Genomic DNA, 21,409 nt, shown 5'->3' on the forward strand with positions numbered 1-21,409 from the left:
CCTCGACCCCCAGCAGCCCGATCGCTTCCAGCACGTTGTCCAGGTTGTGGGCCGGCTCGCCCATGCCCATGAACACGACCTTCTTCACCGGGCAGCGGCTCCTGGCCAGCACCACCTGGGCGACGATTTCCGCGCTGGAGAGCTGGCGCAGCAAGCCGGCGCGACCGGTCATGCAGAACACGCAGCCCACCGCGCAGCCGACCTGGGTCGACACGCACACGCCGTCGCGCGGCAGCAGCACGGCCTCCACCGTCTGACCGTCGGCCAGTGCCACCAGCAGGCGCGCCGAGCCATCCTCGCCGGGATGCTCGGCATGCACCCGCGCCAGTCCGCGCAGCTCGTCGAACAGGCCGGGCAGATCGTTGCGCACCGCCAGCGGCAGGAAGTCCTCGGCGCGCCGCCGCTTGTTGTCGAGCGAGCGTCCCTGCGCCCAGGCGCGCAGCACGCGCCCCTCGTGGCAGGGCGCAGCGCCGAGGTCGCGCAGACGTTGTCGGAGTTGGGGGATTCGCATGGCGGGCGGGATGGTAGCACGGTGGCCAGGGTCGGCTGCGGCAGGCTGGCCGCCAGCAACCGGGCAGGATCTGCCCCAAACGCACAGGCCGGCCAATCGTCCGATCCATCTTTGCTACAGTGAAGCAAGGCGGTATGCGATTCTGCAGGGCATGGCGTCCCACCAAGCTGCAAAGGAGTGACCATGGGATTCTTCAGGCTGCGGGACTCGCCTCGATGCTCGACCTGAACGGCGACGGCCATGCGCTGACCCCGCGAAATGCGCGCACGCGAAATTTGAATTTCGACCCTCAAGGGAGGAACACCATGAGCTGGATCGTCTCGTTGATCATTGGCGGCATCGTCGGCTGGCTGGCGAGCATGGTCATGAAGACCGACGCCCAGATGGGCTGGATCGCCAACGTGGCGGTCGGCGTGGTGGGCTCGATGCTCGGCTACTGGATCGCCGGGCTGCTGGGCTTCGCGGCCGTGGGCGGCATCGCGCGCTTCATCGTCGCATTCGGCGGCGCCGTGCTGCTGATCTTCATCCTCGGCAAGCTCGGCATTTTCCGGAAGGCTTAACCCCGGTGCCGTAGTGTCATCACCCGACGCATCGGGCGTCGTTTACCACGACCACAAAGGAGAAAGAGACATGGCAGGATGGTTCGAGTTGAACAAGAGTTCGGATGGTCAGTTCCGCTTCGTTCTCAAGGCTGACAACGCGGAAACCCTGCTCACCAGCGAGCTCTATCACACCAAGGCTTCGGCCGAGAACGGCATTGCCTCGGTGCAGAGCAACTGCGGGGTGGATGCGCGTTATGAGAAGAAGCTCGCCTCGAACGGCAAGCACTACTTCAACCTGAAGGCCGCCAATCATCAAGTGATCGGCACGAGTCAGATGTACGCCTCCGCCGATTCTCGCGACGCCGGCATTGCATCGGTCAAGTCGAACGGCACGAGCACAACCGTGAAAGACAATACCTGAACCCTTCCCGCATGGACTTGCCCCGCCCTGACGGGGGCAAGTCCTGCCTGGAACGATGAGGGGCCGCGGGGCGCTAACGCGTGCCGACGACCACCGTGCCCGCCGACGGCATCCGGACGACCCCGTCGCGCAGAAACTGGCTCGCCAGGCCGAGCACCTCGGCGCGGATCCGCTCGCGCGCATCCGCGTCCGCCCTGGCGAGCCCGGCCACCACCGGCGCGGCGATGTCGGTCATGAATTCCCAGTAGCGTTCCGGCGTGTCGATGACCATGTCGCAGCTCACCTCCTCCTCGACGATGTCGCGCAAGCCCGCCTCGGCGAATAGCGCACGCATGTAGCCTGGCGACGCGCAGCGGAACAGGCCCGGCGCCCCCGGAGGCGGCGCGGGCATGTCCACATGCCGGGCGATCGTTCCCATGATGCCGGTTGCCCAGGGATTCTTCTCTGGTTCGCCCCATACCGCCGTGCAGACGCGTGCGCCCGGCCTCGCCACCCGTGCGAATTCGCGCGCGGCGGCCGCGACGTCGGGAAAGAACATGAAGCCGAAGCGGCACAGCACGGCATCGGCGCTCGCGTCGACGAAAGGCAGCGCACCGGCGTCGCAGACCCGCGTCTCGACATTGCGCAAGCCGCGCTGCGCGGCCTTCGCAGCCGCCCCTTCCAGCATGTGCTCGGCGAGATCGGTCACCGTCACCCGGCCGCGCGGCACCCGTGCCGCCGCCGTGAGTCCCGGTTCGCCGGTGCCGGCGGCGATGTCGAGCACCTCGGAATCCTCGCGCAACCTGGCATGCCGGATCATCGCCTCGCCGAACGGGGCAATCCAGCCGATGACCGTTGCGTCCCACTTCTTCCAGCCCGCAGAGAATTTGTCCCAGGTTTCGCGCTGCTGGTCACGGATCTGGTCGAGGCTGGGCGTTGCGCGTGTTTCGGTGTTCATGGCCGTTCCCTCCATCGGAGTCATGCCGCTTGCGGATGGCGGGATTGATCTCCGGGAATCCTCACATCATAGGACACTGGATTTGACGGGCGGATCGCGGAAATGGGTTATTCGCGATATCCGTGGATCGGATGCGCAAGCAGCCGATCCACGAGATTTGGCCTTACAAGCCCGATCCCGAGACGCCTGCGCGTCAATGCACGCGCCCCCTTTCTTGCGTGTGAAGGCGCCGGGACGCAGCCTGCTCCTCCATGCCCCGATTTGTATTGGGTGCGTGCTTTTCTATACTTCTTTATTCTCCGGCGTCTGCGCAGCGCTCCCTTTCGGGCGTTGGCCTGTCTCCAACCCAGTCGGTCTTGCCCGCGCAAAAGTCACTGCGATCAGGTGCCGTCCCCAGCGGCCGCCACGGAGGTGAACCTGCCATGCTCGAAAGACCCGTCATTCTGGTCGTGGACGATGAGCCGACCGCCCTGGCATCGATGCTCGACGCCCTCACGCGGCGCTTCGGCGGCGACTACCGTGTCGAACCCCACCTCTCGGCGCAATCCGCGCTCGATGCCGTATCCAGGCTCAAGGCCGACGGCGAGGAAATTGCCCTGGTCATCGCCGACCAATGGATGCCCGAGATGAACGGCGACGAATTTCTCGGGCGGGTGCGCACCATCGAGCCCACGGCCAAGCGCGCGCTGCTTGTCTCCTGGGGCGACCGCGATGCCTCGCCCGTGATTTTGCAGGCCTGCGCCCTGGGTCAGCTCGACAACTATCTCTACAAACCCTGGGCGCCCGCCGAGGTGCACCTGTATCCCTATGTCAGCGAGTTTCTCGCCGAATGGACACGGCTCCATCGCCCCGGGATGGAGTTGATCCACATCGTCGGCGACGAGTATTCCACGCGCGCGAACGAGATCCGCGAGCTCCTCGACCGCAACGGCATTCCCCATGGCTTCCACCCGGCCGGCAGCCCGATGGCCGACCAGCTGGTCGACAAGCATCATGCCGGGCAGCAGGCGCTGCCGCTCGTCTTCCTGCTGGACGGCTCGATGCTCGTCAATCCCGGCGATGCAGAGATCATGGACGGCGTCGGCGAAAGCCCTGACGCATTGCAATGCGACGTGGCGGTGGTGGGCGGCGGGCCGGCCGGACTCACTGCGGCGATGTACGCAGGCTCCGAAGGGCTGGGCACGCTGGCAATCGAACGGCATGTGATCGGCGGACAGGCCGGGGCCAGCTCGCTGATCCGCAACTACCTCGGTTTCCCGCGCGGCATCAGCGGGGCCGAGCTCACCCAGCGCGCCTACCAGCAGGCCTGGCTGTTCGGCGCGAAGTTCGTGTTTTCACGGGAGGCCACAGGGCTGCGGCTCGACGGGGACGGGAAGATCCTCAGCCTGTCGGACGGGCGCGAAGTCAGCGCAAGTTCGGTGATCGTCGCCACCGGGGCCAAATATCGCCGTCTGGAGGTTCCTGAACTGGAGCGTTTTGTCGGCATCAGCATCTTCTACACCACCTTCGGCGAGTCCCGCCTGGTGCGGGGCCTCGACGTGGCCGTGGTGGGCGGCGGCAATTCCGCAGGACAGGCCGTGGTCCACCTGGCGAAATTCGCCCGCAGCGTCACCCTGATCGTACGCGGCGACGCGCTCGGACGCACCATGTCCGATTATCTGGTGCAGCAGATCCGCAGCACGCCGAATATCCAGCTGAAACTCGAGGCCGAGGTGGTCGGCGGCGAAGGAGGCGATCGTCTGGAAACCTTGCAGGTCAACGATCGCGCCAGCACCGCAGTCGAGACGATACCGGTGCGAATTCTGTTCGTGCTGATTGGCGCCCTGCCCCATACCGACTGGCTCGCTGGCGTGGTACAGCGAGACGCCAAGGGCTTCATCCCCACCGGGCCACGCGTCGACCGCGCGCTGTGGCCGCTGGACCGCCAACCGATGAACTTCGAGACCAGCGTACCCGGCATATTCGCCGTCGGCGACGTACGGCTGGACTCGATGAAACGCGTCGCCTCCGCCGTCGGCGAAGGCGCAGGTTCCATCCAGAATGTCCACCAGTACCTGGCGCAGGTCAGGGGGCCGGGCGAAGTCAAGGCCAGGGTGGCGGGTTAAGCCATGGCCCCGGGTTTTCCGATGGCAACAGGCAAAGCCTGACCCTGGCGTCTTGCCGGAAAAACAAGGAGGAAGGGCGAGCGATCTCGCGGTCACAGTTTGGAAATGTGGTTTTGCAAGCGCTGGTCCGCAATCGTTATAAGGAGTGAGTCATCATGAAGGCACCATGGAACGTTTCGGGTACGTATTTCGAGTCGTGCAACTGTGAAGCGGCTTGTCCATGCGTATTTCTTGGCCCACCGACCGACGGCGTATGCAATGCGCTGATTGGGTGGCACATCGACCAAGGCAGCTTCGACGACGCCCGGCTGGATGGGCTGAACGCTGCCTTGTTTGCGCATTCGCCCGGGCACATGCTGCAGACGAAATGGAAAGTGGCCTTGTACGTGGACGAAAGAGCCGACGACAGGCAAAAGGACGCCTTGACGAAGATTTTTTCCGGGGCGGCCGGGGGGCATCTCGCGGCGCTCGGCCCGCTGATCGGGGAGGTTCTGGGTGTCAGGAGTGCCGCCATCGACTACCGCATGGATGGCAAGCAGCGCACCCTGGCAATACCGAATGTGGCCGAGATGGAAATCGAGGCGATGACGGGGCAAGGCGGGGAAGACGTGACGGTCTCCAACATGCCTTTTACGCCGGTGCCCGGCTATCCCGCCGTGGTGTGCCAGTCGAAACGCCTGAGCTTCAGCGACTATGGCTTCAATCTGGAGATCTCCAAAAAGAATGGCTTCTATTCGCCCTTCAGCTACCACGCCTGAAAAGTGGAGCCGGGCGCTCATTGAAAACGGCGCGCTGGCGGCCGGCCTCGGCTCGATCATCCTGCTGGCATGGGCCTACCTGTTTTACCAGGCGTGGGCCATGGAGCACATGGACGTGGTGGACATGGCGATGCCCGGCATGCAGGACTGGGGAATACGCGACCTGTCGCTGGTGTTCACGATGTGGATCATCATGATGGTCGGCATGATGGCGCCCTCTGCGACTCCGATGGTTCTTCTGTTTGCGCGCATCCAGAAGCAGCGTCATGGCGGCCGTTCGATGCCTGCGAGCGGACTGTTCCTGCTCGGCTATCTATTGGTCTGGAGCGGGTTCAGCCTTGTCGTCACGCTGATCGAATGGGCGCTGCATCATGCCCTGTTGATCTCGCCCATGATGGTCGCCACCAGCCCCCAGCTAGGCGGTGCGGTACTGATCGCCGCCGGCATTTACCAATGGACCCCCGCCAAGCAGGCGTGTCTCGCGCACTGCCGTTCACCGATCGGATTCCTGCTCAACGAGTGGCAGGACGGTCAGCGGGGCGCCCTCTTCATGGGGGTGCGCCATGGCCTTTATTGCACGGGATGTTGCTGGCTTTTGATGCTTGTCCTGTTCGTCGTCGGGGTGATGAATCTGCTGTGGATCAGCTTGCTGACGGCCTATGTGCTGCTGGAAAAATTCCTGCCGCAGGGACCCTGGGGGAGCAAAATCGCCGGGTTGGCATTGATGGGATGGGGCGTCTGGATGGCCGGGCTCAGCGGGTAAGTGGCCAAGGCGCAAACAGCATGTTGGCCATCCCCTGGAAACCGGCCTGGAAGCCCGGTTTGAGGCGGTGGCGGAAATAAATGGGCGCAGTCCGGGCCCGTTTATTCATTTCGGTCCCTGCCGGCAATCTGTGCACGCAGGCGTTCCTCCTGCTCCCGCAGTTCAGGAGGGAACTCAGCCCCAAAGTCGTCTGCTTCAAATATCTGCCGGATTTCAATCTCCGAATCTTCAGGCATGGGGTTGGGACAGCGCTTCACCCACTCGATGGCCTCTTCACGAGAATTCACCTGCCAGAGCCAGAAGCCAGCAACCAGTTCATCTGGATTGGCAAACGGCCCTTCGATGACCGTGCGCTCCGCCCCCGAAAAGCGCACGCGCACGCCCCTGGAAGTAGGATGAAGCCCTTCCCCGGCCAGCATGATTCCCGCCTTCACCAGTTCCTCGTTGTATCGTCCCATTTCAGCAAAAAGTTCTTTGCTGGGCATTACGCCCGCCTCCGAGTCTTTGGTTGCCTTCACCAGAATCATGAATCTCATAACGATGTCTCCTGCGTGAGATTGGACGGATCCAGATATGGGAACGTGTCAGGTCTTGCTGGCGCAGTCGAACATCCAATGTACGCCGAAGCGGTCGACCAGGCTGCCGAAATAATCGCCCCAGAACATCTCCTGCAGCGGCATCTCGATCTTGCCGCCGGCCGCAAGCGCATCGAACAGACGCTCGGTCTCGGCGCGCGTGTCGGGCTCAAGGTTGATGTATACGTTGTTGCCTGGCGTGACGGCAAAGCCCATGGATTCCGGCGCATCGGTTCCCATCAGCACATGCCCGCCCAGAATCGGCAATCCGACGTGCATGACAAGGTCCTGGTCGGCTTCAGCCAGCGGCGGCTGGTCAGGCGCGGGCGGCATGTCCTTGAAGCGGGCGATGGGCGCGTCGAACTCCGTGCCGAAGACCGACTTGTAAAACAGGAAAGCCGCTTCGGTCGAGCGGGGAAAATTGAGGTAAGTGCTGACGCGAGCCATGTTCTGTTTCCTCCGAAGTGAACTTCCAAGCTGAGGGATGGCGAACATGATCCATGTCGGAGATCCAATCCCCCAGGGAGATCACCTATTCCCGTTCGGTGCGTCGTGCTTCACGCGGTGCGCCGCCCGGATAACGGGCGTACACGGGGTGGAACCCCGACGCCTTGCTGCTTTTCTTTTTAGCATACGTCTGAGCACGGGCGCGCCCGGGAGTCGGAGGCTGCTGCAACGCGACCGCCCGGCACCGAAGCGGGGCACAGGCTGGGCCGCCCCCATTTATTGTTTCATTCTTGCCTATGAAAACGGACGGCCCCGTTGCTAATCATGCAGCGCGGCGCGGCGCTTGCTGATGGCCGTTTCGCCTGCCTCGGCGGAGAGCGGCGTCAAGTCTGCTCCGGTGAGCCAGGACGTATCGATTTTCTTGACGGCCTTCACGTAAAGCTTCTCTCCACCGATGCACTGCGCGGAGATCTTGAGGTCGTATGCGGCAATGTCGATATTGCCTGCCGCGCGGGAAAGGAAGAGGTAGGTGTCAGACTCGACATTGCCGATCGGCGCGCCATCGACGAAGTACTTTACGGTTCCGGCCGGAAACGGCCAGGGCAGGCGGTCCAGGAAAAGATAGACCGCGCACTCGTCCGCTTTCGGTTGGTATGCCTTGGCAAACGCGTCGTCGGCAGCGGGAGCCATGCCACCGAAGCACATGCCGTTCGACAGGCACTTGCCGAGGTCGTTTTTCTCGACGAACACCACCTTGCCGGCCTTGTCGAATCGCACGGCGAGCCACTCGTCATCGGTGATGACCGCGCTGCCGTGTCCGCCGATGATCCCCCACGTCGCGCGCGAGTTCCAATAAAACCAATAGTCGCCCCCGGCCTTGGTCAGGACGGGGCTCCCCAGGACCTGTCTTACCCGATCCCTGTCGGCGTCTTTTGCGGCAAGCTTCCGCAGAACCTCCGGGCTATACGGCGACTTTGTGAAAACCCCGACGGGCACGGCAATGCATGACGCGCAAGCCAAAGCCAGCAAGGCCGCCGCCAGCCGGCGCGGCCAGGGCAAGTGCTTCGAGCCCGGTCTCTTCATCGCATTTCGGAGAACGGGGGGAAACAATGTGAGCCAGGTCTCTTTGATTCTTAGATTTCCTTGGAGACTAATCGTGTCTGACCCCATTTACACCACCACGGGAACGGTAACCCGGTGGCAGGCGCTATGTGTTAATGCAACTGACCCCGTCCCTGACTCCCGCGTGCCGCTCGACGACGCGCAGTCAGTCCGACCAGTCCAAGTCCCGCAATGAACAGTGCCGTCTCACTCGGCTCCGGCACGCTGCTGACCACTAGTTGTGCGCCATTCGGTCCTGGGAAGGATAAAAAGCTGGACACGAACAGGCTCTCTCTGTTGACCATGCCATCCAGCGTCGTGATCGAGCCTCCGATCCCAAATATGCCACTGGCTGCATTCAATGCGGCCAGCCCCGATGCGTTCAGGTTGATTTCAACAAAGTGACCGTTGTCCGCCAAGCTGGCGGTATACGTGCCGTAGCTTTGCCCCGATCCGAGATCATTGAAAATACTTTGCCCGGCTACCGAGCCAACCTCATACTCTCCCACCAGATGCGTGCCCCCGGTGGGCTCACTAAAGAAGTCCGTGGAGACATCAAACAAAGCAAAGGTTTCAGTCGGGTCAGAACTCGTGTACCCATAAGGCACAGAGGGCGAATCCGATGTGTCAGGGTTATACAGCCGCAGCGTCGCAGTGGTGATCGGCCCGCTCACGCCCGACAGATCAAACAGAAAGAAATTGTTACGGGTATACCCATCCAACCCGCCGCCCACTGCATAGATGGAATTCATTTCAATGTGCTCGCCCGCGTCGGAGAACCAGCCACCACCTACCGAATAGAGCGTCGTCGCCGCCTCCGTTGCCATGGAAAACGCGAACGATATGGCCGCTAGCAGAAGTTGGGCTGAGCGTATTGTCGTGTTGTGCATATCAAGCTCCCTGAATTGATTATTGTTAGCGCTCGCCAAGGCAATATTGTTATCCGGACTGACGAGTCAGTTCGTAAGTCTAAAACATTCCTTCAGTCAGCCCATGCTTGCGCTTCGAGACGGTACCTGACCCCAAGATTCTTCCGCTCGAATCGGCTTGTCCTGAAACCTTGGTCGGCCCCCTATTGTTTTTTCCCGCGGCCGTTGTGTTAATGCAAGACCTGACCCCGGAGTTTTGGTCACCCTGAGTTTCGGCGTGTCTTCGTCCGAGCTTGCTTCAGTCTCCTCGCCTGCCGAGTTGATCCGCGCATCGGACATGGCGCTATAAGAAGCCAAACGCTGCAGGCGTAACCAAATCGTGGCATCTCGGGAAACGACGTCGGGGCTGAATCGCGTGCTGTAGGCCAATCTGACCCCATTTATTTGGGTGCTTGATTAAACTGTCCGGGAAACCCGGGTTAGCTCAAGCTGCCCACTTTAGCTATGAGTTCGGCGGCATTCTGCGAGGCCCCATGTCCGCGGCGATTAAGGGCGTGCGGGGTTATGGTGTCTGACCCCATTTCTTCGTCCGCGCTTGCGTTGTCTGTGCCGGTCGGGATTCGTCTTTTCTGTGTCTGCACCGTTTTGATAGGGCGGGGACAATATCGAAGAAAGGCAATGGAGGGAAAAATGACAACTCTCGCTATTGAAGCGCCATCCCGGCCGCAAGTGCGCACGGTGACCGGCCGAATACCGGGCAACAGGGGCATGTGGGCGGGGATCACGTGCGAATTCGTCGAGTTCATCGTTCTCTTCGCTGTCTATTTCGTCGCGCGTGCCCACTTTCCGGACGCGTTCGAGCAGGGCGCGCAGCGCCTTTCGCTCGCTTCGGGCACCGCGATTACGTTGATCATGGTCACCAGCAGCTTTTTCATCGCCTGCTCGGTGGCAACGATACGCGCCGGTCGACGCCGGCAGTCGTTCTGGTGGCTGGTCGCCGGACTGGTCGTGGCGCTCGGTTATCCCGTCGTGAAGTTTTTCGAAGTCCAGGCGAACCTCGCGCAAGGGATCAATGGCGAGGCGGGGATTTTCTTCACCGTCTATTACTACCTGACGATCAACCATCTGGTGCACTCGTTCTGGGGGATTCTCGGCATTTTCTGGGTTCTGGCACGCCACCTCGGCGGGGCGTATTCGTCCGACGATTACAGCGGCCTGGAGGCGCTGGCGAGCTATTGGCACGCGACCGACATCATCTGGCTGGTCATCTTCCAACTCTGCTACGTATTGGCCTGAACCATGAGCACAATCGAAAAACAGCCCATCTCCCGGTTGGCGCCGCTCACCTTCGCGTGGGCCGGACTGGTCGCGCTGACCCTGTTCAGCGTTGTCGCCGGGCGGTGGTTCGACGGCGGCGTCTGGCTGCAGCTCTTCGTGGCCGGCACCGTCTGGCTGAAGGGCGTGCTCGTCGCCCGCGGGTTCATCGAAGTCGAGCTGGCCCATCCATTCATCCGCCGGGTGGTGCTGGCGTTCGTCGCCTTCGCGCCGCTTGCGCTGATCGGCATCGCCTTTTTCGGCGACCAGTTCGCCCGTTGGGCGACGCTATAACTGTTCGGCGATCAATTGCCCCAGCGTCACCATCGCATCCTGCTGGCGCTGCGAGTCCGAATGGCCGAAATTCAGCCGCAGATGGTGGGTGAATTCCCGCTTCGCCGAAAAAATGGGGCCGGGCGCGGTGCTGATGCCTCGCGCCAGCGTGCGTTGATGCAAGACCAGCGTGTCGATCTGCGGCGGTAGTTCCAGCCACAGGAAATAGCCGCCGTCGGGCCGCGCCAGGCGCGTGCCTTCCGGAAAATTCGGCTCGATCGCCGCGGCCAGTGCGGCTTCCTGTTCGGCGAGCTTGCGCCGCAAGTGCCGCAGGTGGTTCTCGTAGCCGCCGTGTTTCAGATATTCCGCGAGCGCGATTTGCACGGGAATCGTCGTCGCCAGCGTCGTCGAGAATTTTTGCCGCTGGACGCGCTCGGCGAAGCGCCCGGCCGCGACCCAGCCTACGCGGTATCCGGGCGCGAGATTTTTCGAGAACGACGAAACGTGCATCACCATCCCGTGCGGATCCACGGCTTTGGTGCACAAGGGCGCCTGGCGGCCGAAATAAAGCTCCGCGTAGACGTCGTCTTCGATGAGCGGCACGTCGTGACGATGCAGCAATTCGACGAGTTACTTTCTCCGCTCGTCCGGAACGAGGCTGCCTGTCGGATTCGAGAAATTGAGCATGAACAGGCAGGCTTTGACCGGATGGCGCTGCAGCGTCTCCGCCAGGGCGGCCATGCTGATGCCCTCGCGCGGGTGGGTCGGGATTTCGATCACCTTCAACCCGAGCCGCTCGCTCGCCTGCAGCCCGGCGTAAAAGGCCGGCGATTCGATGGCGATCAGGTCGCCGGGCCGGGCGACCGCCTGCAGACAGAGGTTGAGCGCCTCCATCGCGCCGCACGTGATGACGATTTCGTCGGGCGAAACGGACGCGCCGGACGCGAGGTAGCGCAAGGCCAGTTGCCGCCGCAACTCCTCGTTTCCGGGCGGCAGGTCGATGACCGTGGCGAGCGGGTCGAGCTTGCGTGCGGCGCTCGCCAGAAAACGCCCGAGCTTGTCGAGCGGAAACAGAAACGGGCTCGGGAAGCTCGAACCCAGCGGCACGACCGACGGATCGCGGACGCTTTCGAGAATCTGGAAAATGAAATCGCTGACCTGCAACTGTGTCGAGCTGGCGACCGGGCGCGTCATGTCCGGCTCGCGCAGGTTCTGCCGGAGCCGCGCGCGCACGAAATAGCCCGACTTCGGCCGCGCCTCGATCAGGCCGCGGCTCTCCAGCAGGTAGTAAGCCTGCGTGACGGTAACGGGACTCACATCATGGATGCGGCAGGCCTGGCGCACCGAAGGCAGGCGGTCGCCCGCGCGCAGCACGCCGTCGACGATCAGTTTCTCTGTGTGCTCGGCAATGTCGTGATAGCGGCTCATACGCAGATGCTATCAGCGTTGGCGGCGGCGCTTTCACCCGGTGGCTTCGCCTGATCCGTTGTCTTCGAAATCTTCAGCCGCCGCACCGCCGCGAGCCGGTCGCGCGCCGCTTTTCCATGGCCCGCTCCGCACGCCGTGTCCTTCTCCCTCCTACACACGGAACAGAGATGACAAATATGGAACGTGGAGTCGTTGACGCGCAGGTTTCGCCGACGGGGCGGATGGAGGTGCTATCGCGGACAGAGGCGGCGGCGTTGTCGAATCAGGGGCGAGGGGGGCTGCACGCAGGTGCACGCAGATACAAAACAGGGTCACCATTTCTGCAGGGTCAGACACCATTTCAGCATCGTCCAGCCCGATCCGCTGGCAGCGTCGATAGCGATGAAGCGTGGGACAAAACAAGCATCAGGCATAGGCGAGGCGTCTGCCCTTCGGGGTCGGCACGGATCTTCCGAGTTCCTCGGCAGTCGCGATCCACAGCGCGATCGCCTCGTTGACGCTGGCGAGCGCGGATGCCTGCGAATCGCCATGCGCCATGCAGCCGGGCAGTTCGGGCACTTCGGCGACGAAGGCCTGGTCGTCCTCGCTCCAGTACAGAATGATTTCGTACTTCGGATTCATTCCTCGGCTCCAAGTTTGTATTGAAGGATTATGGCGCGAACTTGCCGAACCTGGTAGGGCTTGGCCTTGCCGCCATCGCGCTGGAGGTTGATCAATTCCAGAACGTCAGGATGGCTGAAAATGTGATGGCTGCCCCGGGTGCGCTGCGAAAAGCCAAGGCCGATCAGGACATGACACAGCTCGTCGAAGCCGATATTGGCATCGCTGCGGCCCAGCAGGATCTGCTCGATCAGCTTCGCGAGCTTCGCCATTTCAATCCCAGCTCAACGCCCCGCCCATCTGATACTCAGTGACACGCGTCTCGAAGAAGTTCTTCTCCTTCTTCAGGTCGATCATCTCGGCCATCCAGGGGAAGGGTTGCTGACGCCGGGGAACATTTTGTCGAGGCCGATTTGCTGGCAGCGGCGGTTGGCATTCGGCCTCATCGTCCCTGCCGCTCCATCTCCGAAACCGCCGCCTTCGCCAGAAACCCCGAGCGGCTCAGATGATGCGCCTTGGCATAGGTATCAATCCGCTTTACCAAGCCTTCCGGTAATGACACGTTCAATCGCACCGGACGAGTAGAGAGTTGGGAAACATCAACGTCCACCAACATCCACACGCCGTCCTGATATTCGGGCTGGGCGGTTAAAGTTTCCAGTGGGGTGGGGGCAGGAATGTCCATGTCCTCGCCTTCGCAATAGACTTCGATGGCTTCCTGGATTTTGGCGGGGAGTTCGTCCCAGTTGTCTGCTGCCGAGTAGCAGCCGGGAAAGTCGGGCACGGTAACGCCGTGTGCGTGTTTGGCGTCGCCAACGTGTACATAGACGGGGTACAGCATGTTTACCTCCATTCCCAACCGGCTTGCCGGTAGATGTTGCGCAGGGTGCCTATGGCAATGTCTTTGCGCGGATGGGGTACAACAACGTGGCCGGGGTTTTCAGGGTGTTTGTACTTGGCATGGTCGCCCTTGCCGCCTGCCCTGATCCAGCCTTCGCGTTCCAGCCGTTTGATGAGTTCCGCGCTGTTCATATTGTATTACACACAAATACACAAAACAACGCGGAATTTGGGCGCGTGCTCAGCACTTAATCCCAGCTCAACGCCCCGCCCGTCTGATACTCGGTGACGCGCGTCTCGAAGAAGTTCTTCTCCTTCTTCAGGTCGATCATTTCGGCCATCCAGGGGAAGGGGTTGGTGACGCCGGGGAACATTTCGTCGAGGCCGATCTGCTGGCAGCGGCGGTTGGCGATGAAGCGCAGGTATTCCTTGAACTGCGCGGAGTTCAGCCCCAGCACGCCGCGCGGCATGGTGTCTTCGGCGTAGCGGTATTCGAGCTCGACGCCCTTCTGGATCAGGCCGCGGATTTCGGCCTTGAACTCGCTGGTCCACAGGTGGGGGTTTTCCAGCTTGATGGTGTTGATGAGGTCGATGCCGAAGTTGCAGTGCATCGACTCGTCGCGCAGGATGTATTGGTACTGCTCGGCGGCGCCGGTCATCTTGTTCTGGCGGCCCAGCGCGAGGATCTGCACGAAGCCGACGTAGAAGAAGATGCCTTCCATGATGCAGGCGAAGACGATCAGCGACTTCAGCAGGGCCTGGTCGGCCTCGGGGGTGCCGGTCTTGAAGTTCGGGTTGGTGAGCGTGTCGATGAAGGGGATGAGGAAGTCGTCCTTGTCACGGATGCTGGCGACTTCGTGATACGCGTTGAAGATCTCGCCTTCGTCCAGGCCCAGGCTTTCGACGATGTACTGGTAGGCGTGGGTGTGGATGGCCTCTTCGAAAGCCTGGCGCAGCAGGTACTGCCTGCACTCGGGCGCGGTGATGTGGCGGTAGGTGCCGAGCACGATGTTGTTGGCGGCGAGCGAATCGGCGGTGACGAAGAAGCCGAGGTTGCGCTTGACCAGGCGGCGCTCGTCCTCGGTGAGCGCGGCGGGGTCTTTCCACTGCGCGATGTCGCGGCTCATGTTCACTTCCTGCGGCATCCAGTGGTTGGCGCAGCCGGCGAGGTATTTTTCCCACGCCCATTTGTACTTGAAGGGGACAAGCTGGTTCACGTCCGTCGCGCCGTTGATCACGCGCTTGTCGGCGGCCTGCACGCGGCGCGCCTGCGGAGCGGGATCGGCGACCACGTCGGCACCAAGCGGTGCGGCGGATTCCTTGCGCAGGAAGGACGGCACGTCCATGGGCTTGGTGGCGGGGGTGAAGTCTTCTTCAAAATTCAGCATCGTTTAGATCTCCTTATGGTTTTTGTAACCACGGTGGTTGCCCACCAATTTTCATTTCTGTTGCCACGGTCTGCACGCCGGGTCGCCCCTTCTCGCCACCCCGACTGAACCGAGTCAGCGGGGATGAAGGCGAGCACTGTTCGAGCTCCGAAGGAGCGAGTGGCGCAGCAGGGCCGCCTTTTCTTTGCTTACTTTCTTTTGGCGACGCAAAAGAAAGTGACTAGCGCCGGGCATACGATTCCACACGCACTTTTAGTGCGTAGTGGATCGGAGTCCTTTAGGGCTACCCCCGGCCAACGAATCGCTGTTTATCGCAAGCGCATCCATTGGCAAGGCTTCACCCTCCCCTGCCCCCTTACTGGCACGCCTCGCATTCCTCGAACCCGGGGTCCCCCGGCCGCATGGTGCACGCCTGGCCGACAATCTCCGGCTCGGGCAGGTGCTGGGGCGCGGATGCGCTGCTGCCCATCGCTCCCGCGCCGCCGCCCGCCGACACCGCATTCAGCTCGCCGCCCTTGCCGGTGGATTTCTCCGCCGAGGTGGCGCCCAGCGTGCGCAGGTAATACGTCGTCTTCAAGCCGCGTATCCACGCCAGCTTGTAGGTCTCGTCGAGCTTCTTGCCGCTGGCGCCGGCCATGTAGATGTTGAGGCTCTGCGCCTGGTCGATCCACTTCTGGCGGCGGCTGGCGCACTCGACCAGCCAGTGGGTTTCCATCTCGAACGCGGTGGCGTAGAGGGTGCGGATGTCGGCCGGGATGCGGTCGATCTTCGCCAGCGAACCGTCGAAGTACTTGATGTCCGCGACCATCACCTCGTCCCACAGGCCGAGCTTCTTCAGGTCGGCGACGAGGTACTTGTTGGCGACGGTGAATTCGCCCGACAGGTTGGATTTGACGTAGATGTTCTGGTAGGTCGGCTCGATCGACGCGGAGACGCCGACGATGTTGGCGATGGTCGCGGTCGGCGCGATCGCCAGGCAGTTGGAGTTGCGCATGCCGTACTGGCCGATGCGCGCGCGCAGCGCGTCCCAGTCGAGCGTGGCCGAGCTGTCCACTTCCAGGTAGCCGCCGCGCTCCTCCATCAACAGTTTCAGCGAGTCCTGCGGCAGGATGCCGCGGCTCCACAGGCTGCCTTCGTAGCTGGAATAGCGGCCGCGCTCGGCGGCGAGTTCGGTCGAGGCCCAGAAGGCGTAGTAGGCGACGGCTTCCATCGAGCGGTCGGCGAACTCGACCGCCTCGTTCGACGCGTAGGGCACGCGCAGTTCCTGCAGCGCGTCCTGGAAGCCCATGATGCCGAGGCCGACCGGGCGGTGCTTGAGGTTGGAATTGCGCGCCTTGCCGACGGCGTAGTAGTTGACGTCGACCACGTTGTCGAGCATGCGCATCGCGGTGTGGATGGTCGCCTTCAGCTTGTCGAGGTCGAGCCTGCCATCCTTGAGATGATTCACCAGGTTGACCGAGCCGAGGTTGCACACGGCGATCTCGGTGTCGCTGGTGTTGAGCGTGATCTCGGTGCACAGGTTGGAGCTGTGGACGACGCCGACGTGCTGCTGCGGGCTGCGGATGTTGCACGGGTCCTTGAAGGTGATCCAGGGGTGGCCGGTTTCGAACAGCATCGACAGCATCTTGCGCCACATCTGCACGGCGGGAATGCGCTTGAACACCTTGATCTCGCCGCGGTCGGCGCGGCGTTCGTATTCGGTGTAGGCCTCGGCGAACTTGCGGCCGTAGAGGTCGTGCAGGTCGGGCACGTCGTTGGGCGAGAACAGCGTCCAGTCGCCGCCTTCCATCACGCGCTGCATGAACAGGTCGGGAATCCAGTTCGCGGTGTTCATGTCGTGGGTACGGCGGCGGTCGTCGCCGGTGTTCTTCCTGAGGTCGAGGAATTCCTCGATGTCGAGGTGCCAGGTTTCCAGGTAGGCGCACACCGCGCCCTTGCGCTTGCCGCCCTGGTTGACCGCGACGGCGGTGTCGTTGACGACTTTCAGGAACGGCACGACGCCCTGCGACTTGCCGTTGGTGCCCTTGATGCGGGCGCCCATGGCGCGCACCGGGGTCCAGTCGTTGCCCAGCCCGCCGGCGTACTTCTGCAGCATGGCGTTTTCCTTGATCGCCTGGTAAATGCCGTCGAGGTCGTCGGTGACGGTGGTGAGGTAGCACGACGACAGCTGGCTGTGGCGGGTACCGGCGTTGAACAGGGTCGGCGTCGAACTCATGAAGTCGAAGCTGGAGAGCACCTGGTAGAACTCGATGGCGCGCGCCTCGCGGTCGATCTCGTTGATGGCGAGGCCCATCGCCACGCGCATGAAGAAGGCCTGCGGCAGCTCGATGCGCGACTCTTCGATGTGCAGGAAATAGCGGTCGTACAGGGTCTGCAGGCCGAGGTAACCGAACTGGTAGTCGCGACCGGCGTCGAGCACGGCGGCGAGGCGCGCGAGGTCGAACTGGCCGAGCTTCTCGTCGAGCAGTTCGGCGGCGATGCCCTTCTTGATGTAGGCGGGGAAATAGTCGGCGTAGCGGGCGCCCATCTGCGCCTGCGTCACCGCCTCGCCCAGCACTTCGTGGCGGATGGAGTTGAGCAGCAGCCGCGCGCTGACGAAGGAATAGCCCGGGTCCTGCTCGATCATCGAGCGCGCGGCCAGCACCAGCGCCTTTTCCACTTCGGCCATCGGCACGCCGTCGTAGAGGTCGCGCAGCACGGTGTGCATGATCGGCTCGGCCTTGACGTTGTCGCCCAGCCCGCTGCAGGCGTCGGCCAGCAGCGCGGCCAGGCGCGCGGTGTCGAGCGGCTTCTTCTGGCCGTCCTCGATCACGTGGAGCTGGACGTCGGGCACGCCGGCGGCTTTTTGCGCGGCGCGCTCCTGCGCGCGCTTTTCGCGGTACAGCACGTAGGCGCGCGCGACTTCGTGCTCGCCCGAGCGCATCAGCGCCAGCTCGACCTGATCCTGGATGTCCTCGATATGGAAGGTGCCGCCGTTGGGGGTGCGCCGCAGCAGGGCGGCGGTCACCTGGCCGGTGATCGATTCGACCAGTTCGCGGATGCGCGCCGAGGCCGCGGCCTGCCCGCCCTGCACCGCGATGAAGGCCTTGGTCACGGCGATGGCGATTTTATTGGGCGCAAAGCCGACCACCGCACCGTTGCGGCGGATGATCTTGTAGTCGGCGTAGCGCGTATCGGTCGCCGCCACGTCGGCGGTTTCGAGCGGGGGAATGGGGGCGGATGCAGCGGATTCGGTGGCGACATTCAACATCGATGGGGTCTCCTCGGTGGGTGTAACAAAACCAGACGGCCGTGCCGGCGCGATATTCACACCTTATGCACAGCTTTCCCAGCTCCCGCTCACAGTTTTATTCACAACATCTTGTGGTACGGGTGGGAGCCGGGTACAAATTCTAGGTGCCCAGCCAGACATGTCAACCCGGATTCGTTTTATTGCGCCGGCATTTTTCACAGGCCGGAAAATCCCATGGCAAATCAAAGTTTTTGCCTGGCGGCATGCCTAAATAATGAACAGACGCATGGCTGGATGCGGGCTGGCGCCGAGAAACAGCCAATTCGGCCAATGGATGCGTTCAAATTCAGCTTATTAGCGGGCATGAATACATGCCTGCGCTGCGCAAAGACTGCTGAATCTTTGCGCGACTCGTCATGAAACCGGGAAGCGGCCGCATCACCTCGGGATGAGCAGGGGAATTTTGGTTATGATTGCGTAAAACCCACACCCCGGATTGCCGGGCGCCACCATGCGTCATACCGCCGTTCTACTGATTTCCTGCCCCGACCAGAAGGGATTGGTCGCGGCCATCGCCGATTTCCTGCTATTACAGAATGCCAACATCCTGCACGCCGACCAGCATCAGGATGCCGAGCTGAAGCTGTTCCTGATGCGGGTGGAATGGGATCTGGCGGATTTCAGCCTCGACCTGGCCGACTTCGCCGCCGCCTTCGGCCCCATTGCCGAGCGCTTCGGGATGACCTGGCGGCTCGCCGAATCGAGCCGCAAGCCGCGCATGGCGGTGTTCGTCTCCAAGTTCGACCACTGCCTGGCCGACCTGCTCTACCGCTACCAGAGCGGCGAACTGCATTGCGAACTGCCGATCATCCTGTCCAACCACGAGGACACGCGCTGGCTGGCCGACGCCTACCGCGTGCCCTACCAGCACCTGACGGTGCAGAAGGACGCCAAGCACGAAGCCGAGCAGATGCAGCTGGCGATCCTGCGCGACCAGAAGATCGACTTCATCGTGCTGGCGCGCTACATGCAGGTGCTGTCGGCGGATTTCATCCGCCATTTCCCCAACCGCATCATCAACATCCACCACTCCTTCCTGCCCGCCTTTCACGGCGCCAAGCCCTACCACCGCGCGTTCGAGCGCGGCGTCAAGCTGATCGGCGCGACCGCGCACTACGTCACCGAAACCCTCGACGACGGCCCGATCATCGAACAGGACGTGGCGCGCATCTCGCATCGCGACAGCCTCGACGACCTGATCAAAAAAGGCGCCGACCTGGAGAAGGTGGTGCTGTCGCGCGCGGTGAAGTGGCATCTCGACAACCGCGTGCTGGTGTACGCCAACAAGACCGTCGTGTTCGACTGAGCCGGCGCGCCGGCGCCGCACCGCTTTCCGTATACTTCCGCCTTCGGCCAGCGCCAGGCAGGACGCGCCGGCCGACCGATTCGCCCCTCAGCCCTTCGCAGACGAGCAGCCATGACCGAAATTCTTGTTTTGTATTACAGCGCCGGCGGCAGCGTGCGCGAGATGGCGCAGTTGGTGGCACGCGGCGTCAACCAGGTGGCCGGCGCCGCCGCCCGCGTGCGCACCGTGCCGCCGCTGGCGCCGCGCACCCAGGTGGCCGAGCCGCCGGTGCCGGAAGAAGGCGCGCCCTATGTCGAACTGGCCGACCTCGAACAATGCGCCGGCATAGCGCTCGGTTCGCCCACCCGCTTCGGCAACATGGCGGCGCCGCTGAAGTATTTTCTCGACACCACCGGCGCGCTGTGGGCCAAGGGCACGCTGGCCGGCAAACCCGCCGCCGTGTTCACCTCCACCGCCAGCCTGCACGGCGGCCAGGAAACCACGCTGACCAGCATGATGCTGCCGCTGCTGCACCACGGCATGCTGATCGTCGGCCTGCCCTATACCCACCCCGAAGTGACCCATACCGCGAGCGGCGGCACCCCTTACGGCGCCAGCCACTGGGCCGGCGCCGGCGACGACAAGCCGCTCACCGGCGACGAGCGCACGCTGTGCATCGCGCTCGGCAAGCGCCTGGCCGAAACCGCCGTGAAGCTGGCAGCATGAGCCGCCCGGCGAGGAACCCGCGCAGCGGGATCGAGGGCCGGCGCATGCTGCCGGAAGCCGGACGCATGAAAACCCTGCAAATCGTCTCCAGCGTCAGCCTGATTGCGCTGATTTTCCTTTGCCTGGCGTGGGAACTGGCGCTGGCGCCGATCCGCCCCGGCGGTTCCTCGCTGGCGCTCAAGGCGCTGCCGCTGTTGCTGCCGCTGATGGGCATCCTGAAAGGCCGCCGCTATACCTATCAATGGGCGCCGATGCTGGTGCTGGCCTACTTCAGCGAAGGCGTGGTGCGCGCATGGTCGGATACCGGCCTGTCGGCATGGCTCGCCGGCGCCGAGGTCGCGCTGTCGGTGGCGTTCTTCTTCGCCGCGATCTATTACGCCAAGTTCAGCGCGCCGTCGCGGCAGGCGCAATAAAAAACGCCCCGCGGGGCGTTTTTCATTCGGCATGGCTCACACCTGCGGATGCGCGCGCTCGCGTTTGCTGTGCAGCTTGTTGAGCGCGTGCAGATAGGCCTTGGCCGAAGCCACCACGATGTCGGTATCGGCGCCCTGGCCGTTGACCACGCGCCCGTCCTGCGCCAGCCGCACCGTCACCTCGCCCTGCGCGTCGGTGCCGCTGGTGATGTTGTTGACCGAATACAGCAGCAGGTCGGCGCCGCTGTTGACCACCGATTCGAGCGCCTTGAACGTCGCATCGACCGGGCCCGAGCCATCTCCCGCGGCCTGTTTCTCGGCGCCCTCGTCGGTGAACACCAGTTGCGCGTGCGGGACTTCGCCGGTTTCGGAACACACTTTCATCGATACCAGCTTGTAGCGTTCATGCCCGGCGGCGTAGCCTTCGTCGGACACCAGCGCCTGCAGGTCCTCGTCGAAAATCTCGCGCTTCTTGTCGGCCAGATCCTTGAAGCGGGCGAACGCGGCGTTGAGCGCTTCCTCGCTGTCGAGCACGATGCCGAGCTCGGAAAGCTTGGTCTTGAACGCGTTGCGGCCCGACAGCTTGCCGAGCGTCAGCCGATTGGCGTGCCAGCCGACATCTTCCGCGCGCATGATTTCGTAGGTCTCGCGGTGCTTCAGCACGCCGTCCTGGTGGATGCCCGATTCGTGGGCGAAGGCGTTGGCGCCGACGATGGCCTTGTTCGGCTGCACCGGGTAGCCAGTGATGGTGGAAGCGAGCTTGGAGGCCGGCACGATCTGGGTGGCGTCGATGCGCGTGTCGCAATTGAACACGTCGCGGC

The 21,409-nt window shown here is 62.9% G+C and carries 23 protein-coding genes and 2 pseudogenes; 10 read left to right on the forward strand and 15 right to left on the reverse strand.

The genetic code is table 11. The features are described from left to right. Window positions 1-511: radical SAM protein (locus BGO62_RS01560; RefSeq protein WP_296638824.1), on the reverse strand; the 511-nt coding region annotated here is incomplete at its 3' end. 305 nt (window positions 512-816) lie between these two features. Here BGO62_RS01560 and BGO62_RS01565 point away from each other — a divergent pair. Both BGO62_RS01565 and BGO62_RS01570 read left to right on the forward strand, forming a co-directional pair. Beyond that, window positions 817-1,071, forward strand: coding sequence for a GlsB/YeaQ/YmgE family stress response membrane protein (locus BGO62_RS01565; RefSeq protein WP_296638825.1), 255 nt, complete (start codon window positions 817-819; stop codon window positions 1,069-1,071). Between the two features lie 70 nt (window positions 1,072-1,141). Then, window positions 1,142-1,474: a YegP family protein gene (locus tag BGO62_RS01570; protein ID WP_296638826.1), complete on the forward strand. Its 333-nt coding sequence runs from the start codon at window positions 1,142-1,144 to the stop codon at window positions 1,472-1,474. Window positions 1,475-1,547: 73 nt separating this feature from the next. Here BGO62_RS01570 and BGO62_RS01575 read toward each other — a convergent pair whose 3' ends face one another. Beyond that, window positions 1,548-2,411: a methyltransferase domain-containing protein gene (locus tag BGO62_RS01575; RefSeq protein WP_296638827.1), complete on the reverse strand. Its 864-nt coding sequence runs from the start codon at window positions 2,409-2,411 to the stop codon at window positions 1,548-1,550. A 422-nt stretch (window positions 2,412-2,833) separates the two neighbouring features. Between BGO62_RS01575 and BGO62_RS01580 the strand changes: the two genes are divergently transcribed. From BGO62_RS01580 to BGO62_RS01590, 3 genes are all read left to right on the forward strand, one after another. Further along, window positions 2,834-4,516, forward strand: coding sequence for an FAD-dependent oxidoreductase (locus BGO62_RS01580; protein ID WP_296638828.1), 1,683 nt, complete (start codon window positions 2,834-2,836; stop codon window positions 4,514-4,516). A 155-nt stretch (window positions 4,517-4,671) separates the two neighbouring features. Further along, window positions 4,672-5,274: a DUF1326 domain-containing protein gene (locus BGO62_RS01585; protein WP_296638829.1), complete on the forward strand. Its 603-nt coding sequence runs from the start codon at window positions 4,672-4,674 to the stop codon at window positions 5,272-5,274. After that, window positions 5,210-6,037 (forward strand): DUF2182 domain-containing protein, encoded by an 828-nt coding sequence (locus BGO62_RS01590; protein ID WP_296638830.1) that lies wholly within the window; start codon window positions 5,210-5,212, stop codon window positions 6,035-6,037. The genes BGO62_RS01585 and BGO62_RS01590 overlap by 65 nt, the downstream gene beginning before the upstream one ends. A 101-nt stretch (window positions 6,038-6,138) precedes the next feature. Here BGO62_RS01590 and BGO62_RS01595 read toward each other — a convergent pair whose 3' ends face one another. The 4 genes from BGO62_RS01595 to BGO62_RS01610 all read right to left on the reverse strand — a co-directional run bounded on the left by BGO62_RS01595 (window position 6,139) and on the right by BGO62_RS01610 (window position 9,050). Continuing rightward, the gene (locus BGO62_RS01595) at window positions 6,139-6,573 is read right to left on the reverse strand and encodes a YciI family protein (RefSeq protein WP_296638831.1); all 435 of its coding nucleotides are present in this window, start codon (window positions 6,571-6,573) and stop codon (window positions 6,139-6,141) included. Between the two features lie 48 nt (window positions 6,574-6,621). Then, window positions 6,622-7,059, reverse strand: a complete 438-nt coding sequence (locus BGO62_RS01600; RefSeq protein ID WP_296638832.1) for a VOC family protein — start codon at window positions 7,057-7,059, stop codon at window positions 6,622-6,624. A 318-nt stretch (window positions 7,060-7,377) separates the two neighbouring features. Next, complete coding sequence (locus BGO62_RS01605) at window positions 7,378-8,142, reverse strand: hypothetical protein (protein ID WP_296638833.1); 765 nt, start codon at window positions 8,140-8,142, stop codon at window positions 7,378-7,380. 131 nt (window positions 8,143-8,273) lie between these two features. Further along, the gene (locus tag BGO62_RS01610) at window positions 8,274-9,050 is read right to left on the reverse strand and encodes a PEP-CTERM sorting domain-containing protein (RefSeq protein WP_296638834.1); all 777 of its coding nucleotides are present in this window, start codon (window positions 9,048-9,050) and stop codon (window positions 8,274-8,276) included. Between the two features lie 669 nt (window positions 9,051-9,719). Between BGO62_RS01610 and BGO62_RS01615 the strand changes: the two genes are divergently transcribed. Next, window positions 9,720-10,325, forward strand: a complete 606-nt coding sequence (locus BGO62_RS01615) for a cytochrome c oxidase subunit 3 family protein (RefSeq protein ID WP_011312482.1) — start codon at window positions 9,720-9,722, stop codon at window positions 10,323-10,325. Between the two features lie 3 nt (window positions 10,326-10,328). Beyond that, window positions 10,329-10,637, forward strand: coding sequence for a hypothetical protein (locus BGO62_RS01620; RefSeq protein ID WP_011312483.1), 309 nt, complete (start codon window positions 10,329-10,331; stop codon window positions 10,635-10,637). Here BGO62_RS01620 and BGO62_RS01625 read toward each other — a convergent pair. From BGO62_RS01625 to BGO62_RS01660, 8 genes and pseudogenes are all read right to left on the reverse strand, one after another. Next, a pseudogene (locus tag BGO62_RS01625) lies at window positions 10,632-12,044 on the reverse strand (PLP-dependent aminotransferase family protein). The gene BGO62_RS01620 and the pseudogene BGO62_RS01625 overlap by 6 nt on opposite strands. A gap of 405 nt (window positions 12,045-12,449) precedes the next feature. Then, complete coding sequence (locus tag BGO62_RS01630; protein ID WP_011312485.1) at window positions 12,450-12,665, reverse strand: type II toxin-antitoxin system HicB family antitoxin; 216 nt, start codon at window positions 12,663-12,665, stop codon at window positions 12,450-12,452. Further along, window positions 12,662-12,916, reverse strand: a complete 255-nt coding sequence (locus BGO62_RS01635) for a type II toxin-antitoxin system HicA family toxin (RefSeq protein WP_296638835.1) — start codon at window positions 12,914-12,916, stop codon at window positions 12,662-12,664. Before BGO62_RS01635 ends, BGO62_RS01630 begins: the two co-directional genes overlap by 4 nt. 1 nt (window position 12,917) lies before the next feature. Continuing rightward, window positions 12,918-13,078 (reverse strand): annotated as a pseudogene (locus BGO62_RS01640) (ribonucleotide-diphosphate reductase subunit beta); the annotation flags it as partial. 8 nt (window positions 13,079-13,086) lie between these two features. After that, window positions 13,087-13,485 (reverse strand): type II toxin-antitoxin system HicB family antitoxin, encoded by a 399-nt coding sequence (locus tag BGO62_RS01645; RefSeq protein WP_296638836.1) that lies wholly within the window; start codon window positions 13,483-13,485, stop codon window positions 13,087-13,089. A gap of 2 nt (window positions 13,486-13,487) precedes the next feature. Continuing rightward, window positions 13,488-13,676, reverse strand: a complete 189-nt coding sequence (locus tag BGO62_RS01650; RefSeq protein ID WP_296638837.1) for a type II toxin-antitoxin system HicA family toxin — start codon at window positions 13,674-13,676, stop codon at window positions 13,488-13,490. A 56-nt stretch (window positions 13,677-13,732) separates the two neighbouring features. Continuing rightward, on the reverse strand, window positions 13,733-14,872 hold the full coding sequence (locus tag BGO62_RS01655) for a ribonucleotide-diphosphate reductase subunit beta (RefSeq protein ID WP_296638838.1): 1,140 nt from the start codon (window positions 14,870-14,872) through the stop codon (window positions 13,733-13,735). A gap of 355 nt (window positions 14,873-15,227) precedes the next feature. Next, the gene (locus tag BGO62_RS01660) at window positions 15,228-18,122 is read right to left on the reverse strand and encodes a ribonucleoside-diphosphate reductase subunit alpha (protein ID WP_296638839.1); all 2,895 of its coding nucleotides are present in this window, start codon (window positions 18,120-18,122) and stop codon (window positions 15,228-15,230) included. Between the two features lie 493 nt (window positions 18,123-18,615). Here BGO62_RS01660 and purU point away from each other — a divergent pair, with 493 nt between their 5' ends. The 3 genes from purU to BGO62_RS01675 all read left to right on the forward strand — a co-directional run bounded on the left by purU (window position 18,616) and on the right by BGO62_RS01675 (window position 20,588). Next, complete coding sequence (gene purU / locus BGO62_RS01665) at window positions 18,616-19,470, forward strand: formyltetrahydrofolate deformylase (protein ID WP_296638840.1); 855 nt, start codon at window positions 18,616-18,618, stop codon at window positions 19,468-19,470. Window positions 19,471-19,581: 111 nt separating this feature from the next. After that, window positions 19,582-20,175: an NAD(P)H:quinone oxidoreductase gene (gene wrbA, locus BGO62_RS01670; protein ID WP_296638841.1), complete on the forward strand. Its 594-nt coding sequence runs from the start codon at window positions 19,582-19,584 to the stop codon at window positions 20,173-20,175. A gap of 65 nt (window positions 20,176-20,240) precedes the next feature. Continuing rightward, complete coding sequence (locus BGO62_RS01675; protein ID WP_296638843.1) at window positions 20,241-20,588, forward strand: DUF2069 domain-containing protein; 348 nt, start codon at window positions 20,241-20,243, stop codon at window positions 20,586-20,588. 36 nt (window positions 20,589-20,624) lie between these two features. Here BGO62_RS01675 and BGO62_RS01680 read toward each other — a convergent pair. Next, window positions 20,625-21,409 (reverse strand): alpha-isopropylmalate synthase regulatory domain-containing protein (locus BGO62_RS01680; protein ID WP_296638842.1); only part of this gene is annotated, 785 nt, incomplete at its 5' end.

The organism is Thiobacillus sp. 65-1402, from assembly GCF_001897685.1.
Lineage (GTDB): Bacteria > Pseudomonadota > Gammaproteobacteria > Burkholderiales > Thiobacillaceae > Thiobacillus.

What these genes read in the sequence shown, in the direction of transcription:
- BGO62_RS01615 (WP_011312482.1), top strand. Translation starts at nt 9,720, where the DNA reads ATGACAACTCTCGCTATTGAAGCGCCATCCCGGCCGCAAGTGCGCACG.
- BGO62_RS01635 (WP_296638835.1), bottom strand. Translation starts at nt 12,916, where the DNA reads ATGGCGAAGCTCGCGAAGCTGATCGAGCAGATCCTGCTGGGCCGCAGC.
- BGO62_RS01600 (WP_296638832.1), bottom strand. Translation starts at nt 7,059, where the DNA reads ATGGCTCGCGTCAGCACTTACCTCAATTTTCCCCGCTCGACCGAAGCG.
- BGO62_RS01605 (WP_296638833.1), bottom strand. Translation starts at nt 8,142, where the DNA reads ATGAAGAGACCGGGCTCGAAGCACTTGCCCTGGCCGCGCCGGCTGGCG.
- BGO62_RS01590 (WP_296638830.1), top strand. Translation starts at nt 5,210, where the DNA reads ATGGCTTCAATCTGGAGATCTCCAAAAAGAATGGCTTCTATTCGCCCT.
- BGO62_RS01650 (WP_296638837.1), bottom strand. Translation starts at nt 13,676, where the DNA reads ATGAACAGCGCGGAACTCATCAAACGGCTGGAACGCGAAGGCTGGATC.
- BGO62_RS01630 (WP_011312485.1), bottom strand. Translation starts at nt 12,665, where the DNA reads ATGAATCCGAAGTACGAAATCATTCTGTACTGGAGCGAGGACGACCAG.
- BGO62_RS01580 (WP_296638828.1), top strand. Translation starts at nt 2,834, where the DNA reads ATGCTCGAAAGACCCGTCATTCTGGTCGTGGACGATGAGCCGACCGCC.
- BGO62_RS01565 (WP_296638825.1), top strand. Translation starts at nt 817, where the DNA reads ATGAGCTGGATCGTCTCGTTGATCATTGGCGGCATCGTCGGCTGGCTG.
- BGO62_RS01610 (WP_296638834.1), bottom strand. Translation starts at nt 9,050, where the DNA reads ATGCACAACACGACAATACGCTCAGCCCAACTTCTGCTAGCGGCCATA.
- wrbA (WP_296638841.1), top strand. Translation starts at nt 19,582, where the DNA reads ATGACCGAAATTCTTGTTTTGTATTACAGCGCCGGCGGCAGCGTGCGC.
- BGO62_RS01675 (WP_296638843.1), top strand. Translation starts at nt 20,241, where the DNA reads ATGAAAACCCTGCAAATCGTCTCCAGCGTCAGCCTGATTGCGCTGATT.
- BGO62_RS01660 (WP_296638839.1), bottom strand. Translation starts at nt 18,122, where the DNA reads ATGTTGAATGTCGCCACCGAATCCGCTGCATCCGCCCCCATTCCCCCG.
- BGO62_RS01620 (WP_011312483.1), top strand. Translation starts at nt 10,329, where the DNA reads ATGAGCACAATCGAAAAACAGCCCATCTCCCGGTTGGCGCCGCTCACC.
- BGO62_RS01645 (WP_296638836.1), bottom strand. Translation starts at nt 13,485, where the DNA reads ATGCTGTACCCCGTCTATGTACACGTTGGCGACGCCAAACACGCACAC.
- BGO62_RS01575 (WP_296638827.1), bottom strand. Translation starts at nt 2,411, where the DNA reads ATGAACACCGAAACACGCGCAACGCCCAGCCTCGACCAGATCCGTGAC.
- BGO62_RS01655 (WP_296638838.1), bottom strand. Translation starts at nt 14,872, where the DNA reads ATGCTGAATTTTGAAGAAGACTTCACCCCCGCCACCAAGCCCATGGAC.
- purU (WP_296638840.1), top strand. Translation starts at nt 18,616, where the DNA reads ATGCGTCATACCGCCGTTCTACTGATTTCCTGCCCCGACCAGAAGGGA.
- BGO62_RS01570 (WP_296638826.1), top strand. Translation starts at nt 1,142, where the DNA reads ATGGCAGGATGGTTCGAGTTGAACAAGAGTTCGGATGGTCAGTTCCGC.
- BGO62_RS01595 (WP_296638831.1), bottom strand. Translation starts at nt 6,573, where the DNA reads ATGAGATTCATGATTCTGGTGAAGGCAACCAAAGACTCGGAGGCGGGC.
- BGO62_RS01585 (WP_296638829.1), top strand. Translation starts at nt 4,672, where the DNA reads ATGAAGGCACCATGGAACGTTTCGGGTACGTATTTCGAGTCGTGCAAC.